Raw genomic sequence first — 16678 nt, forward strand, 5'->3', positions numbered from 1 at the left:
CACCCGTTCCGACGAGGTCGCCCAGGTTCCAGACCCGCGTTGTGTCGCGGGTCGTGCCTGGCCCGCAGGCGCAGGGAGGTGCGGGGTGTTGGATGAACTGTCTTTCAGCCCGAGAGGGCTTGCGGGACTGGGTATGCCGCGATGGGTTTGCGTCCGAGGGCTCGGGTGGAATGAGGCGCGGTTGTTGTGTGATTGTTGTGTGGGCCAGCGGTTGAGTCTTCCATTGCTGGCTCCTTCTCTGTCCATGGAGGCCTCTCGTGTCGAACAAATCCGTGCTCGACGGCTTTCGTCGTCAGTGTGCCCTCAATCCCAGTGCCCCCGCGGTGGTGGGGCTCCGTGAGCGCCTCTCCTATGCGGAGCTGGACGCGAGGAGCAGCAAGGTCGCGGCCCATCTCCAGGCGCGAGGTGTCGCCAGGGGCTCCTTGGTGCCCGTGGTGACCGAGCACTCGGAGAGCCTCATCGTCGCTTTCCTGGCCGTCATGAAGGCGGGCGCGGCGTACGTGCCCATCGACAAGGCCTTCCCGGACCGCCGCAAGCAAGCCATTGCCAGCCAATGTGATGCGCCCCTCGTGCTCTCCACCACGTCCTCGACCATGACGTTGCCGGGCTGGGAGGTGCAGTCCCTCGATGAGCTGCTGCGCCAGGCGCCCGTGAAGGCCTTCCGTGAAGTGGACATCCAGGGGCATGACGCGGCCTATGCCATCTTCACGTCGGGGACCACGGGGCAGCCGAAGGGCGTGGTCATCGAGCACCACTCCCTGGCGAAGCTGGTGCGGTGGCACAACGCCCGGTTCGACATGGGGCCTGGCAGTCACACGCTGTTGATGGCCAGCGTGGCCTTCGATGTCTCGCAATGGGAGGTGGGCTCCGCCCTGGCGGCGGGGGCTTGCATCCACGTGCTCACGGACGACATCCGTCTGGACGTGGGGGCCTTGCTGGCGTTCTACGCCGAGCACGGCATCACCCACGCCTTCCTCCCGACGGTGATGGTGCCAGACTTCGTCGGAAGGTCCGCACACCAGAAGCTGGCCCTGCGCTACCTCTTCACCGGGGGCGAGAAGCTCCATCCGGTGGAGACCGAGGGACTCTCCTACACCCTGGTGGACTATTACGGACCGACGGAGACCACCATCTTCGTCACCCACCGGGTGGTGGAGAGCAGGCGCCTGAACCGGCCCGCCTCCATCGGGACGCCCGTCGCCGGCGCCGAGGTCTTCATCCTGGATGAGCGACTGGAGGTGGTGCCTTGGGGGGAGGCGGGGGAGTTGTGCATCGCGGGTGACTGCCTGGGGCGCGGCTATCTCGGAGATGCCGCGCTGACGGCCGAGCGCTTCGTCACGCCGCCTTCGCTCGGTGGCCGCGTCTATCGCACGGGGGACCTGGCGCGTGGGCTGCCGGATGGGAGCATCCAGTTCCTCGGGCGACAGGATGAGCAGATCAAGATTCGCGGCAATCGCGTGGAGATGGGCGAGGTGGAGTCCGTCCTCATGCGCGGCCCGGCGCTCAAGGCCGCCGCGGTACTGGTCGATGACTCCGCGGGTCCCTCCAACAAGCGACTGGTGGCGTTCGTCTCGCCGCGTGACACCCAGGTCCCCACCTCGACGCTCATCGCGAGCCTGAGGGCGGCGCTGCGCGTGGAGCTGCCCGACTTCATGCTGCCTGGCCAGTACCTCTGTCTGGCCTCGCTCCCCACCACCGCCAATGGCAAGACGGACAAGCAGGCCCTGCGGGAGATGCTGCGGACCTCCACGGTGCGGACGCAGGGCGAGGAGGCGTTCTCCGGCGAACTGGAGAAGAGCCTCGCCAGCGCCTGGACGGAGGTCCTCGGCCACTCCGGGTTCACGGCGGACGACAGCTTCTTCGAGGTGGGAGGGCACTCGTTGCTGGCCTCCACGCTCGCCGCCAGCGTCTCCCGTCGTCTCGGGCTGAAGGCCTACATTCGTGATGTCTACGAGCACAGGACCGTTCGGAAGCTCGCCTCGGCGCTGGAGCCGCGAGCCGCGCACGGGGGCGCGATGCATGACCCGGAGCCCCTGCGCGCGCTCCGGGAGGATGTCTGGCTCCTGCCCGGCACGGACTTCTCCTCGGGCTTCGACCCCGGGCGGCTCGCGCGGCCGCGGCACATCCTGCTCACGGGGGCCACGGGCTTCGTGGGCGTCCACCTGCTGTCGGAGTTGCTCTCGCGCAACGACGCCGACGTCCATTGTCTGGTGCGCGATGTCAGCGACGCGCTGGGACGCGCGCGGCTGCGACAGGTGGTCGACCACTATCAGGTGCCGCTGAGCGAGCGTGACTGGGAGCGGGTGCGGGTCCATGCCGGAGACATCGCCGCGCCCCGCTTCGGGATGTCCGAGGAGGACTACCGCCAGCTGTCCGCGTCGGTGGACGTCATCTACCACTCGGCTGGCGCGGTGAACTTCATCGAGCCCTACTCCCAGATGAAGCGCGACAACGTCGAGGGCGTGCGGCAGGTGATTGCCTTCGCCGGCCATCAGCGGGTCAAGGCGCTGATGCTGTTCTCGACGCTCTCCATCCACAGCTGGGGCAACCGGCTCACCGGCAAGAAGGTGATGCGGGAGACGGACGACATCGACCAGAACCTCCCCGCCGTCATCTCCGACATCGGCTACGCGAGCAGCAAGTGGGTGATGGAGAAGATCGCCGACCTCGCGCAGTCGCAGGGCCTGCCCTTGATGACGTTCCGTCTGGGCTACGCGACGTTGCACAGCCGCACGGGCGCCTTCGCCAGCTACCAGTGGTGGGGACGGCTGGTCAGCACCTGCCTCATCCTGGATGCCGTCCCGGACCTGCGGGGGCTGCACGAGGGGTTGACCACGGTGGACTACATGACGTCGGCGATCGCCGTGATTGCCCGCGACCCGAAGGGGCTGGGCAAGAAGTTCCACGTCGCGCCCGCCCCGGAGCACGACCTGACGCTCCTGGAGTTCTTCGAGCGGGTGGGAAAGTCCCTGGGACGTCCCCTGCCGGTGGTGCCGTTCAAGGAATGGGTCTCCCTGTGGGACACGGACCCCGAGGCGCCCATCTTCCCGTTGCTGAGCATCTTCAGGGACCCGTTGAGTGGGGGACAGGCGATGGTGGAGCTGTACCAGGACAACTACGTCTGGGATTGCACCCATGTGCGCCAGCACCTGGCCGGCTCGGGGATCCAGGAGCCCACCTTCACCCCCGAACTGCTCGGCTTCTACCTGGACAAGGTGCGCGGCAGCCCGGGGATGATGTCCTGGCGCCCCAAGCAGCGGTGGAAGGCGGCGGGCTGAGGCCGTTGCTCGAACCCGCACGTCGCTTGGCGCTATAAGTGTCGGCGGAGGTGCAGCCATGGCCGCGCCCGAGCCGAAGCGAGTGGTGGGGAGGGGGCGGGGGTTCCCTCCCCTGGTGCCCGTGTCGAGGGACACGGCGCCTCCGCTGTCCTTCGCCCAGCAGCGCCTGTGGTTCCTCTCTCAGGTGGACGCGGGAGGCTTCTCCTACAACGTGCCCTTCTTCGCGCGGCTCCAGGGGCGCCTGGATGTCCCGGCGCTGGAGCGCGCGTTGTCGGACCTGGTGCGACGGCACGAGTCCTTGCGCACCACGTTCGGCGAGGAGGCGGGGCGGCCGGTGCAGCACATCCTGCCAGAGGTCGCGGTGACGCTGCGGGTGGCGCAGGTCGCCGACGAGGCCGAGGCACGGCGCGAAGCGGAGGCGGAGGCGCGGCGCCCGTTCGACCTGGGCACGGGGCCGATGCTGCGCGCCCGGCTGCTGCGCGTGGCGGAAGACGACCACGTGTTGCTCCTGATGCTGCATCACATCTCCTGCGACGGATGGTCGCTGGGCGTGCTGGAGCGCGACCTGCGGGAGCTTTACGCGGCCCACACCGAAGGGCGCGCGCCCGTGTTGCCCGCGCTGCCCATCCAGTACGCGGACCACGCGGTGTGGCAGCGCGACTGGCTGAAGGGGGAGCTGCTGGATGAGCAGCTCGCGTGGTGGACGGAGCTGCTGACGGGAGCCGCTCCCTCGCTGGAGCTTCCCCTGGACCGGCCCCGACCTCCCGTGCAGACCTTCCTGGGCGCCACCGTGGCGGTGCCGCTGTCTCCATCGCTCTCCCAGGCGGTGAAGGCCCTGGGGCGCGCCGAGAGCGTGACGCCGTTCATGCTGCTGCTCGCGTGCTTCCAGGTGTTGATGTCGCGCTACAGCGGACAGCGTGACGTGGTGGTGGGGACGCCCATCTCGGGACGCAACCGGCGCGAGCTGGAGAACCTCATCGGGTTCTTCGTCAACACGCTCGCGCCCCGTGTGGACGTGGACCCGGAGGAGTCCTTCCGTTCGCTCCTGGGCCGGGTGCGGCAGGTGTGTCTGGGCGCCTATGCGCGACAGGACGTCCCGTTCGAGACGCTGGTGGAGGCGCTGCGCCCGCCGCGTGACTTGAGTCGCTCGCCGCTGTTCCAGGTGATGTTCGTCATCCAGGGGCCGCGCTCGCTGCCGTCGTTGCCGGGGTTGGTGGAGCAGGAGGTGTCCTTCGACTCTGGCATGTCGAAGTTCGACCTCATCTGCTTCCTGCGCGAGACGCCCGAGGGCTGGGTGGGCTTCTGGGAGTACAACACCGCGCTGTTCGACGCGGCGACGGCGCGGAGGATGGCGGGGCACTACGTGACGCTGCTGGAGGGACTGGTGGCTGACCCGAGCGTGCGCGTCGGTGATGCGCCGCTGCTCGCGGAATCGGAGCGGCGGCAGCTGCTGCGCGAGTGGAGTGGGCGCGAGACACCGGACGCTGTCGCGGGGCTGATGCACGCGTGGGTCGAGGCCCAGGTGGCGCGCTCGCCTGACGCCGTGGCGGTGACGGATGGCGTGGCCTCGCTGACCTACGCCGAGCTGGAGCAGCGCGCGAATCAGCTCGCGCATCACCTGCTCGCGTTGGGGGTGACGCCAGGGAGCACGGTGGGCCTGTGCCTGGAGCGTGGCGACCTGGAGATGCCGGTGGCGGTGCTGGCCACGCTGAAGGCGGGCGCGGCGTTCCTTCCCCTGGACCCGAGCTATCCGGCCCAGCGTCTGGCGCAGATGCTGGAGGACACGGGCGCGCCGGTGGTGCTGGTGCAGGGAGAGCTCGGACGCGCGCTTCCCGAGCATCCGGGGACGAGGCGGGTGCGCCTGGAGGACGAGGCCGCGCGAATCCGGACGAGGCCCGGACAGGCTCCAGCGCTGTCCCTGTCTCCCGAGACGCCCTGCTACTTCGTCTACACGTCGGGGAGCACGGGGCGTCCCAAGGGCATCCTCATGTCCCATCGCGCGGTGGGGAACATGCTGCGGTGGATGCTCGCGCGCACCGTGGACCCGGGTGCGACGACGCTGCAGTTCGCGTCGCTGAACTTCGATGTGTCGTTCCAGGAGCTGTTCGGCACGTGGTGTCTGGGCGGCACGGTGTTGCTGGTGGTGGAGGCGGAGCGCAAGGACCCGGTGGCGCTGCTCGGGCGCATGGTGGCGCATGGAGTGGGGCGCTTGTATCTGCCCTTCGTGGCGCTCCAGGCGCTGTGCGAGGTGGCGCAGCATGAAGCGAAGCTGCCGCCCCTGCGCGAGGTGGTGACGGCGGGTGAGCAGTTGCAGGTGACGCCCGCGCTGGTGTCCTTCTTCGAGCGACTGCCAGGCTGCGTGCTGGAGAACCAGTATGGCCCGTCGGAGGCGCACGTCGTCACGGCCTGGAGGGCGCGAGGCCCGCCATCGACCTGGCCAGCGTTGCCTCCCGTGGGGACGCCCATCTCCAACGTGAAGGTGTACGTGCTGGACGAGCGGGGCGCGCCGAGCCCCGTGGGCGTGGTGGGAGAGGTGTACGTCGGCGGCGCGAGCCTCGCGCACGGGTATTGGGGCAGGGCGGAGCTGACCGCGGAGCGCTTCATCCCGGATGCGCTGAGCGAGGTGCCGGGGGCGCGGCTGTATCGCACGGGCGACAAGGCGCGGTGGCTCGGCGACGGGAACCTGGAGTTCCTGGGGCGCGTGGACGGACAGGTGAAGGTGCGTGGCTTCCGCGTGGAGCTGGGCGAGGTGGAGGTGGCGCTGAAGGCGCTGCCGGGCGTGAGGGACGCGGTGGTGGTGGCGAGGCAGGAAGAGGGCGGCGAGAAGCGACTGGTGGGCTACGTGGTGCACGAGGCGCCGTGTGACGTGGAGGTGCTGCGCGGGCGCCTCGAAACACGGTTGCCGGAGTATCTGGTGCCGAGTGTGCTCGTGCGCCTGGACACACTGCCTCTGGCGCCCACGGGCAAGGTGGACCGCAAGGCGCTGCCCGCTCCGGGCTCGTTCCAACGCGTGGCTCGCGAAGGACACCAGGAACCTCGCGACGCACTGGAGCGCGCGCTGGTGGGCGTGTGGGAAGAGGTGCTGGGCGTCCGCCCTGTCGGCGTGACGGAGGACTTCTTCGCGCTGGGAGGTCACTCGCTGATGGCCATCCGGTTGCTCGCGCGCATCCGTGGCGTCGTGGGCAGGAGCCTGCCGGTGGCCGCGCTCTTCCAGCGCGCGACGGTGGAGCACGTGGCCTCGGTGCTGCGACGTGAGTCGTCGTCCTGGACTCCGCTGGTGCGACTGACCGAGGGACGTGGACGTCGGCCCTTCTTCTGTGTGCATCCCGTGGGCGGCACGGTGCTGAGCTACGCGGAGCTCGCGAAGCACTTGGGGCCGGAGCAGTCGTTCCACGGACTTGAATCCCGTGGGCTCGATGGGGAAGCGCCGCCCTGCGAGAGCGTCCCCGAGATGGCGAGCCTCTACCTCGCGGCGATGCGAGACGTGCAGCCGCACGGGCCCTATCGGCTCGGAGGCTGGTCGATGGGCGCCAGCATCGCGTGGGAGATGGCGCACCAGCTCGAGCAGCGAGGAGAGCGGGTGGAGGTGCTCGCGCTCATCGACGGCTTCGTGCGTCCGTACGATGGAGACGGCGCCGCGCCAGGGCACGACGAGGCTCAGCGCTTCGGCGAGCTGTTCCACCTCGACCTGCTGCGCGCGATGGGACACGGCGAAGCCGCGCAGAGCGCCGAGACACCCGAGGCGCTGCTGCGCATCCTGGAGACCCACGCTCGCGAGCAGGGGAGTGGCGTCACACCGTCACTCAGTGCCTTGCGCCGCGTCTTCGAGGTGAACCTGTTGGCCGCGTGGCGCTACGTGCCCAAGCCCTATTCAGGGCCTGTCGTCTCCATCGAAGCGACGGGCACTCGCCGTGTTCACGGCTGGGAGCAGGTGGCGACAGGCGCGCTCACCGTGCACGCGATTGCAGGAGACCACTACTCCATCCTGCGCGCCCCCGACGTGGGACAGGTGGCGTCAGTCCTTCGGGGCTACCTGGACGAGGTCGAAGACAGTCCGTAGCCGGAGCGCCTGGCGCCGCGACGCAGCCACCACACGAGCAACGGACCGAGAGTGATGACAAGGAAGAGGCTGAAGTAGAGGAACATCTCCCCGGAGCTGGGGTAGTCGCAGTGAGCAATCGTGAACTGCATGCTTCCCCCCTCGTTCACAGACGACCTCAGTAGCGCCGGGCGCTCGCCTCGGGGGCGGCGCCACGGATGCGCCAGACCGTCAGGCGCTGCGAGTTGGTGTGGCTCACCACCATGCCGTCCTGCTGCATCTGCTCCAGCAAACGGTGGGTCTTCAGTCGGTCCAGCCCCACGGCCTTCGCCAGCACGTCACCCGGCAGTCCGGTGATGTTGCTGCGCAGCTCGTTGACGATGGCCTTCTTGAACTCGCTCTTCTGCAGGCCGTCCAGGTCCTGCGTCCTCCACGCCTGGAGGATGCCCGCGGCGATGAGCACCAGCGTCAGCACCGCCACCAGCGGGTAGATGATGTGGCTGTTCTGCTCCAAAATCTCGAAGTACTTCGGAGACATGGAGGAGACGGGACGGGTGTAGTCCGGCACCGCCTGGGCGAGCAGGACCGACGACAAGGTGGACGCGAGGGAGATGGACACGGCCCCCCGACTCTAGGGGGAGCCATGCCACCTCGCAACCCGCACGCCGCGTCAGACGATGCCCATCGACTCGGACGCCCCTTCTGCGAACAGCGTGGTGTCCGCCTTCGCCAGGAGGGTCTGCAGCCCGTCGCGTGTCTGGGCGCTGATGGCCACCCCGCCCCGCGAGCGAAGCAGCGACTCCACCTCCTCCGCGGAGAGCAGGTCCGCCTTGTTCCACACCATCAACCGGGGCTTCTCCATCAACCCCAGCGACGACAGGATCTTCTCCACCGCCTCCACCTGGTCGTCGCGCGCCGGGTCGCCCGCGTCCACCACGTGCAACAGGAGGCTCGCGTCGTACAGCTCCTCCAGCGTCGCGCGGAAGGCCGCCACCAGGTCCTTGGGCAGGTCCCGGATGAAGCCCACCGTGTCGGTGATGATGACCTCGCGCTCCTGCGGGAAGCGCAGCCTGCGGCTCGTCGGGTCCAGCGTGGCGAACAGCTTGTTCTCCGCCAGCACCTGCGCGTTCGTGATCGCGTTGAGCAACGTGGACTTGCCCGCGTTGGTGTACCCGACGATGGAGATGACCGGCAGCTCGCGGCGGTTTCGCTGCGCCCGCCGCACGCTGCGCTCCCGGCCAATCGTGTCGATGCGCTTCTCCAGATGCGTGATTCGCTCGCGCACCCGGCGTCGGTCGATTTCCAGCTTCGTCTCACCGGGGCCGCGCCCGCCGATGCCGCCCGCGAGCCGGCTGAGCGAGTCATCGCTCTGCACCAACCGCGGCAGCCGGTACTTCAGCTGCGCCAGCTCCACCTGGAGCTTGCCCTCGGCGCTCTGCGCGCGCTGCGCGAAGATGTCGAGGATGAGCTGGGTGCGGTCCAGGACCTTGAGGCTGGTGGCCTCGCCGATGTGGCGCCCCTGCGAGGGGGTGAGGTCCTTGTCGAAGATGAGCAGGTCCACCATGGACTGCATCGAGCGCAGGTTCAGGTCCTCCAGCTTGCCCCGCCCGATGAGGTAGCGAGGGTCCGCCTCGCGCTTCACCTGGAGCACGCTGTCCACCACCTCCACGCCCGCGGTGCGCGCCAGCTCCCTGAGCTCCGCGAGGCTCGCCTCCGCCTGCGCCCGGTTGCCGTCCAGGCACACCGCCACGAGGATGGCCTTCTCCCGCCCACTCACCGCGCGCGCCGCCGCCTTGCGGTTGAACTCCTCCTCCAGCGCGTCCAGCGTGTCGATGAGGTCCGGCTGCTCCAGGTGCACGGAGGGCAGGGTGGTGACCTGCCAGAACTCACCCGTGCCGTTCTCCGGCACGAGGTGGGCGTAGTGCAGCACGCCCGGCAGCCCCTCCTGTCCCACGCCCACCGCGGCCACGCAGTCCAGGCGCAACAGCGCCAGGTCCGTCAGGTCGTCCTTGGTGAGCGGCTCGCTCTTGAGGTGCGTGTGCACCAGCCGCAGGCCACGCAGACGCACCTGGCCCGCACGCGCGCGGCCGATGTCCGGCAGCTCCAGCTTGTGGGCATTGCCCACCACCACGTGCTCGATTTCCCCCTTGCGGTTGATGAGCACGCCCACCTGTCGGTTCGTCTCGTGGGACAGCTCGGTGAGGTGGCGGGCGAGCTCGGGCGACACGATTTCGTGAGGCGACACGCGCCGGCGGAAGGTGTTCCGCAGCCGGTGTTGCTCGTTCGCCTTGAGGCCCAGGGTGTTGCCGTAGATTTCCTTCAAACGCTTGCTCTCCTGACGGAAGCCGGCTGACCCCGTCCTTCCCGGCACTTTATACGGCGCCCCAACGATGTGGCTGACACGCCCCTCCGGCCCGGGTTGCCGGAACCGTAGTGAACACACGGCCCTTGCGCCCTGTTTCCTTTTCCGTCCTACGCTCGCGGACGTGACTCACTCGGGACGTAACGCCCTGCGCGCCGCGAAGCGCGTGGTGGTGAAGATCGGCACCAACGCCCTCACGCACGCCACCGGCCGCTTCAACCGCGAGCACTTCGTGGCGCTGGGGGAGGACCTGCTGTGGGCGGCCCAGGGCCGCGAGCTGGTGGTGGTGTCCAGCGGCGCCATCGCCCTGGGCATGGAGCGGCTGGGCCTGGGCTCGCGCCCTCGCGACATCCCGGGCAAGCAGGCGTGCGCCGCGGTGGGACAGAGCCGGCTGATGCAGGCGTACGAGGACGTCTTCGGCGCCCAGGGACAGGCGGTGGCCCAGGTGCTGCTCACCCACGAGGACATGCGGGACCGGCGGCGCTACCTCAACGTGAAGCACACCCTGGAGCGCCTGTTGTCCGCGTCCGTGGTGCCCGTCATCAACGAGAACGACACTGTCTCCGTGGACGAGCTGAAGTTCGGTGACAACGACACGCTGGCGGGCCTGGTGGCCGGCGTGGTGGAGGCCGACGCGCTGGTGCTGCTCTCCGACGTGGAGGGCCTGTTCACCGCGGACCCCCGCCGCGACGCGGGCGCGCGCCTGCTGGACACCGTGGAGGAGGTCACCTCCGACGTCCTCGCGCTCGCGGGGGGCACCTCCAGCGGCGTGGGCACCGGCGGCATGGCGACCAAGGTCCGCGCCGCCGCGAGCGCCGCCGAGCAGGGCATCCGGGGCGTCATCACCTCGGGCGCCTTGCCCGGCCGGCTGCGCGCCGTGCTGGAGGGTGAGCCCGTGGGCACCCTCTTCGAGCCCACCGGCGCGCGCCGGGGCTCCCGCGCCGCGTGGATTGCCCATGCGCTGCGGCCCCTGGGCACACTCACCGTGGATGCCGGCGCGCGCGAGGCCATCGTCCACGGCAAGCGCAGCCTCCTGCCCAGCGGCGTGAAGCAGGTGACGGGCGACTTCGACCGGGGCGACCCGGTGGACCTGGCGGACGCGTCCGGCGAGGTGTTCGCGCGGGGGCTGGCGTCCTACGGCGCGGACGAGCTGCGGCGCATCGCCGGACGGCGCACGTCGGACATCGAGTCCGTGTTGGGGTACCGCTACCTGGATGAGGCCGTGCACCGCGACGACCTGGCGGTGCTGTAGCCGGCGTGGATCAGATGGAGCAGGAGGTGCCGCTCTTGCCGCCGTCGGTGCCCAGCTGCATGAGGGCTCGGAACTCGGGCGAGTCCACCTTCATCAGGAGCAGCGACACTTCCAGCTCGCCCGGCACGCGGCCGAGCTGCAGCTTGCGCTGCTGGCCGTGGAGCAGCGCCAGCTCCGAGTGGCCCTTGGCCTCCGGCAGCAGCAGGTCCAGCTGGAGGAGGAAGGACTCGCCCTCGGCGCGCGGCATCAGCACCAGTCGGTAGTCCGCCGTGGCGGCGCCCGGGCGACGGCGCTCGGCGCGCAGCGTGCGGCCCGTCTCTCCGAGCAGCTTGGGCTGGGCCACCAGCCGCCCGTCGCGCCAGACCTCCACGGCGAAATAGAGGGGCTCGGCTTCAGCGGAGGCAGGCATCATCCCGCAGAACAACCCCACCAGCAGTGCCAGCCCGGCGACCACGTCACGGAAGGTGCGGTTCATGGAGAGGTCCCTTCTGAAGCTGGCGCAGGAATATCCCAAGTCGCGCCCATAGTGCGAGCCCTCCTTGGCGGGTTCAACCTTCCCACCTGTGTCGCAACCATCACACAATCAATTACCTGCTTGCCTGTTCAGTCTTGGCTGGCTATCTGGCCTGGACGCGTGCGGGCCGGGCCGTTGTTTTCCTCCTGTCACGTGCCCCTTCCTTGACCCCCTGGGGTCCGCCCGGCATCGTCGCCGACCTTCCCGAATGGACCGCACCGAACGCATCCTCGACCTCGTGGCCCTCTTGCTCGACGCGCGCGAGCCCATCTCCTGGGCCGAGCTGCGCGAGCACTTCCCCGCTGATTACGGAGGCTCGGACGACGCCGCCGAGCGCAAGTTCGAGCGCGACAAGGCGGAGCTGGTGGAGCTGGGCTTCCCGCTCACCTACGTCCAGGGAGACGACGAGCGCCGCGACGGCTACATCGTCGACCGCGACGCCTACTACCTCCCGGAGGCGGACCTCACCAAGGAGGAGCTGGCCGTGCTCTACGCCGCCGGCTCCGCCGCGCTCACGTCCGGCGCCTTCCCCGGCCGCGATGACCTGGCGCACGCCCTGCGCAAGATTGGCTTCTTCGCCGGCCAGTCGCTGCCCACGCCCAGGGTCCGCATGGAGCTGGGCGCGGTGCAGGAGGGACAGGAGAAGGAGATCTCCGCCCGCCTGGAGCAGCTCTGGGACGCGTGCGCCGCGCGCAAGTGGGTGGAGATTTCCTACGCCAGCCCCAAGCACCCCCACGCCACCCAGCGCCGCGTGGACCCGTATGGCCTGGCGCTCCGGCGCGGCGTGTGGACGCTGGTGGGCCACTGCCAGTTGCGCGGCGGCCTGCGCACCTTCCATGTCCACCGCGTGCGCGAGCTGAAGGTGAACACCGCGCGCCCGCGCACCCCGGACTTCCAGGTGCCGGAGGACTTCTCGCTCGACAACCACGTGGCGTACTTCCCGTGGCAGCACCGCTTCCACGAGCCGCAGGAGGTGGTGCTGCGGCTGTCGGGCGCGCTGGCCTCGCGCGCCTCGGGCCTGTTCCCCGGCGCCGTGCTGGAGCAGGTGGCCGAAGGGGGCATCACCCGGGCCCACCTCAAGGTGAGCTTCCTGGATGGCCTGGTGCGCTTCTGCCTGTCGCTGGGGGCGGACTGCGTGGTGGAGGGACCCGAGAGCGCCTGTGCCCGCCTGCGGGAGATGGCCGCGCGCGTGGCCAACCGCCACGCGGACGCGCAGGAAGACAAGGTGAGCGCATGAGCAACGTCCACGAGCGGCTCCGCCGCCTGCTGTTCCTCGTCCCCTACGTGTCCAAGAACCCCGGCGTCACGGTGGAGGCGCTCGCGCGCGCCCTCAACGTCAGCCGGGAGGACCTGCTGGAGGAGCTGGACCTGCTCACGTGCGTGGGCCGGCCGCCCTTCAACCCGGACGACTACATCGACATCTACGTGGACAACGACCGCGTCTACGTGGACCTGGACCAGCGCCTGTTCGCGCCGCCCCGGCTGACGGCGGGGGAGGCCGCGGCCCTGGCCGCCGCGGCGGAGCTGCTCCGGCCGGCCTCCGGGGACGCGCTGCAGAGCGCCCTGCAGAAGCTGGAGCGCGTGCTGCCGCCCCAGGTGCGCGAGCGCTACCGGGAGATGTACCGGAAGATAGACGCCTCCGCCGAGGCGCCCCAGGCCCTGGGGCCGCTCACCCGTGCGATTCTCGAGCGGCGAGAAGTCACCTTCGGATATGCCAGCCCCGGACGCCCCGCCGAGCCCCGCAGGGTGCGCCCGTACGAACTGCTCAGTCACCGGGGGCAGTGGTATCTGCAGGGCTTCTGCCACACCCGGCAGGACGCCCGACTGTTCCGGCTGGACCGGATGGAGGACCTGGCCGTCACCGACACCCCCTTCCTCCCCCCGCCCGATGCCCGGGCGGATGTCCCCAATCCCGCCCGGAGCCGCTCCGAGGCGTCCGTCCGCGTGCGCTTCTCGCCCGTGGCGGCGCCCTACGTGAAGGAGCGCTTCGGCCAGGACGCCCGCCCGCTCGCTGACGGGGGCGTGGAGGTCCTGGTGGCCGGCGACAGCGAGCGCTGGCTCACGCAGTGGGTGCTGTCCTTCGGGGGCGAGGCGGAGGTGATGGAACCCGTCTCCGCGCGAGCCGCCGTTGCCCGAGCGGCGCGAGCCTCGATAGGATTGTAGAGCCCCATGCCTTTCCAGCTGACGATCTCCGAGGGAAAAGACGCCGGCAAGGAGTTCGTCTTCGACCAGGACTCCGTGCTCATCGGTCGTACGTCCGAATGCGACGTCGTGCTGTACGACCCAGGTGTCTCCCGCCGCCACTGCCGCCTGTTCCTCGACGGTGACGCCTACAGCGTCGAGGACCAGGGCAGCGCCAATGGCACCCTGCTCAATGGCACCTCCGTGCAGACGCAGGCCCTGGAGGACGGCGACAAGCTGACCCTGGGGCCGGTGACGTTCGTCTTCACGCTGATGACGGCCGACGCCGCCACCGGCGAGGAGGAGATACCCGCCGGCGCCGAGGACGGCGCGAACAGCACGCGCATCGTGTCCGTGGACGCGCTCAAGCGTCAGCGCAACAAGGGCGTGGCCCTGGCCCCCGAGGGCGCCGACGAGCAGTCCCTGGCGGAGATGCGCCAGGGCGCCACGCGCAACAACCTCCGGGCCCTGCGTCCGGCCGGCCAGAGTGGCGCGCGCGCCGCGCTGCCCGCGTCGGCGGAGGCCCCCGCGGCCATCGAGCGCGCCGCGTCCTCCGCCCCCGCGCGCGCCCGTCCCGGCACCGGGGCTTCAGCGCCCGTGCGCTCCAGGCCGACCTCCAACGCGGGCGCCGCCAGCGGCCTGTCCGCCGCCGAGCGCGCCCGCATCCGCCGCGAGTCGCCGGGCCTGGTCGCCAGCGCGAAGCTGTTCTGGGCGGACGCCACCAACATGGTGCGCGGCGGCATCATCGGCGGCGCCGTGGTGCTGGTGCTGGGCATCTTCGGCCTCCTGTACTGGCTGGTGCTCAGCGGCGTGGACACGGGCCCCGTGGGCGAGGAGCCCGCGATGCTCACCGGGCAGCCCATCCGCGACTCGTTCGGCCTGGGGCCGGACGTGACGTGGAACCGCCCGGACATGAAGATCTTCGAGTGGGAGTACACCGCCGCCACCCGCGCGGTGGTCATCCTCCACTACCAGGCGCAGGGCATCTCCAAGGACGAGGTGATGGTGAGCGTCAACGGCGTGGACGTGGGCAAGGTGCCCCCGGACACGCTGGCCAGCCAGGACCGCTCCCTGGAGCTGATGATTCCCGCCCAGCACCTGAAGAAGGGCGAGCCCAACCGCATCGTCTTCGACAACACGAAGAACCCGCCGGGTGAGGACCCCTGGCGCATCTGGAACGTGTGGGTGGAGCGCGCGCTCCTGCCGGACCTGCTCCCCGAGGAGCTGGTGCGCCAGGCCAGCGAGTCCTACAAGCGCGGCCGCAAGAACAGCGACACGCCGGACATCGGCGCGCGCAACCGCTACGAGGCCTGGAAGGGCTTCCGCGAGGCGTGGCTGATGCTGGAGGCCCACCCGGAGCCCAAGCCGGACCTCTACTACGAGGCCCGCGAGCGCATGCAGACCGCGCAGCAGGAGCTGGACCGCACCTGCGCCAAGCTCCTGCTCGAGGTGGAGAAGTACTACAACCAGGGCAACTACAAGGGCGCCGCCGCCACCCTGGACCACGTGAAGCAGTACTTCCCCGAGTACGACCAGCCGTGTGCCACGCGCGCCGAGAACAAGCGCGCCGAGTACGGGCTGTAGTCGTCGCGGGTTTTCGCCGGGATGCACCGTCCTGCACAGGACGGTGCATCACCCCGAGGGGCCGTCCGCGAGGCCCGTCGGGTTGCCGGCGCGAGGGGCCGTCCGCACCGTAAGGTCGCCATGCGCGACCTGGAGGTCATGAGCGAGAGGACGGGTGTCTCGGGTGAGGAGCCGCCCGAGGCCGGCTGTTCCCAGGGCCCCCTGCCGGAGCAGGCGCCCGTCTGGAGCCCTGGTGTCTCCAGCCTCCTGCTGGCGCGCTACTACCTGCCGCGCGGCCACTCGGTGGTCCGGGGCAACGCGTGCGAGCTGCTCCGCGACGGCGTGGAGGCCTATCCGGCGATGCTGGACGCCATCCGCCGGGCGCGGCGCTACATCCGCCTGGAGACGTACATGTTCATCACCGACGCCGTCGGTGAGCTGTTCGGCCAGGCGCTCGCGGAGGCGGCCGAGCGGGGCGTGCACGTGAAGGTGCTCTACGACGCGGTGGGCTCGTGGACCAGCCGCAAGTCGTACTTCGACACCCTGCGCCAGCGCGGCGTGGACATCCGCCCCTTCAAGCCCTTCAACCTGTCGCGCGGCTGGCGCCACCTGCTGCGCCGGGACCACCGGAAGATCCTCATCGTCGACGGGGAGGTGGCCTTCACCGGGGGCGTCAACATCTCCGCGCACTGGGCGCCGGCGGGGGAGGGCGGCGGCTGGCGCGATGACGTGCTGCGCATCGAGGGGCCCGCGGTGCACGCGCTGGAGCGCCGCTTCCTCGCCACGTGGAGGATGATGTTCCAGGACCGCTTCCACCGCTGGGCCACGGGCCTGGGGCGGCTGCGGCGCCGGCGCGGCGGGGGCGCGCGGGGCCAGGTGGGGCTGGCGGTGCTGTCCAGCCGCCGCAGCATCCACCGGGCGTACCTGCACGCCATCCAGCGCTCGCGCAAGAGCGTGCTCATCGCCGCGGCCTACTTCGTGCCGGACCGGCGGCTCGTCGCCGCGCTGCGCGACGCGGCCCGGCGGGGCGTGGAGGTGAGCCTCTTGCTCAACGCCCGCTCGGACCACCCCCTCCTCGAGTTCGTCACCCGCGCCTTCTACGAGAAGCTCCTGGGCGCGGGCGTGCGCATCTTCGAGTGGCAGCGCGGCGTGCTCCACGCCAAGACGGCCGTCGTGGACGGGGCCTGGGGTACCCTGGGCTCGTTCAACCTGGAGCGGCTGAGCCTGGCCTTCAACCACGAGGTCAACGCCGTCTTCGCCGACCCGCGCCTGGGCCGGCAGCTGGAGGAGTCCTTCCGGACGGACTGCGGCGACTGCCGCGAGGTGACGCTGGCGGAGTTCCGCCGCCGGCCCCTGTGGCGCAAGCTGCTGGAGCGCGCCCTGTACGCCCTGCGCAAGGTGCTCTGAGGGCCCGCCCCGGGGTTGTCCTGGGGCTGCCCCGCCGTGACGCAAGAGGTGTCGCGGACGACATTCCCCCAGCGGGACGCAT

10 protein-coding genes are annotated in these 16678 nt (G+C 70.2%); 7 read left to right on the forward strand and 3 right to left on the reverse strand.

The window, feature by feature from the left end; all coding sequences use genetic code 11:
• Window positions 1–257: 257 nt before the first annotated feature.
• The gene (locus AC6JA9_RS07650; protein ID WP_223784836.1) at window positions 258–3278 is read left to right on the forward strand and encodes an amino acid adenylation domain-containing protein; all 3021 of its coding nucleotides are present in this window, start codon (window positions 258–260) and stop codon (window positions 3276–3278) included.
• A gap of 58 nt (window positions 3279–3336) precedes the next feature.
• On the forward strand, window positions 3337–7338 hold the full coding sequence (locus AC6JA9_RS07655) for a non-ribosomal peptide synthetase (RefSeq protein WP_483577159.1): 4002 nt from the start codon (window positions 3337–3339) through the stop codon (window positions 7336–7338).
• Window positions 7339–7495: 157 nt separating this feature from the next.
• Here the strand turns inward: AC6JA9_RS07655 and AC6JA9_RS07660 are convergent, their stop codons facing one another.
• Both AC6JA9_RS07660 and hflX read right to left on the reverse strand, forming a co-directional pair.
• The gene (locus AC6JA9_RS07660) at window positions 7496–7936 is read right to left on the reverse strand and encodes a hypothetical protein (protein ID WP_046711455.1); all 441 of its coding nucleotides are present in this window, start codon (window positions 7934–7936) and stop codon (window positions 7496–7498) included.
• 51 nt (window positions 7937–7987) lie between these two features.
• A complete protein-coding gene (hflX, locus tag AC6JA9_RS07665; RefSeq protein ID WP_141332144.1) occupies window positions 7988–9640 on the reverse strand; it encodes a GTPase HflX in 1653 nt (550 codons plus the stop codon).
• 163 nt (window positions 9641–9803) lie between these two features.
• Here hflX and proB point away from each other — a divergent pair, with 163 nt between their 5' ends.
• Window positions 9804–10931 (forward strand): glutamate 5-kinase, encoded by a 1128-nt coding sequence (proB, locus tag AC6JA9_RS07670; protein WP_223784838.1) that lies wholly within the window; start codon window positions 9804–9806, stop codon window positions 10929–10931.
• Window positions 10932–10941: 10 nt separating this feature from the next.
• On the opposite strand, the gene AC6JA9_RS07675 is transcribed toward proB, so the two are convergent.
• Window positions 10942–11406 carry a hypothetical protein gene (locus tag AC6JA9_RS07675; protein WP_141332142.1) on the reverse strand — a complete coding sequence of 155 codons (465 nt, stop codon included), beginning with the start codon at window positions 11404–11406 and terminating at the stop codon, window positions 10942–10944.
• 247 nt (window positions 11407–11653) lie between these two features.
• Between AC6JA9_RS07675 and AC6JA9_RS07680 the strand changes: the two genes are divergently transcribed.
• The 4 genes from AC6JA9_RS07680 to AC6JA9_RS07695 all read left to right on the forward strand — a co-directional run bounded on the left by AC6JA9_RS07680 (window position 11654) and on the right by AC6JA9_RS07695 (window position 16596).
• Window positions 11654–12682, forward strand: coding sequence for a helix-turn-helix transcriptional regulator (locus tag AC6JA9_RS07680; protein WP_223746390.1), 1029 nt, complete (start codon window positions 11654–11656; stop codon window positions 12680–12682).
• The gene (locus AC6JA9_RS07685) at window positions 12679–13608 is read left to right on the forward strand and encodes a helix-turn-helix transcriptional regulator (protein WP_141332140.1); all 930 of its coding nucleotides are present in this window, start codon (window positions 12679–12681) and stop codon (window positions 13606–13608) included. Before AC6JA9_RS07680 ends, AC6JA9_RS07685 begins: the two co-directional genes overlap by 4 nt.
• A 6-nt stretch (window positions 13609–13614) precedes the next feature.
• Window positions 13615–15210, forward strand: coding sequence for an FHA domain-containing protein (locus AC6JA9_RS07690; protein WP_223784839.1), 1596 nt, complete (start codon window positions 13615–13617; stop codon window positions 15208–15210).
• Between the two features lie 138 nt (window positions 15211–15348).
• Window positions 15349–16596, forward strand: coding sequence for a phospholipase D-like domain-containing protein (locus AC6JA9_RS07695; RefSeq protein ID WP_370640318.1), 1248 nt, complete (start codon window positions 15349–15351; stop codon window positions 16594–16596).
• Window positions 16597–16678: the final 82 nt, after the last annotated feature.

The sequence above is a fragment of the Myxococcus sp. MH1 genome (assembly GCF_059738865.1).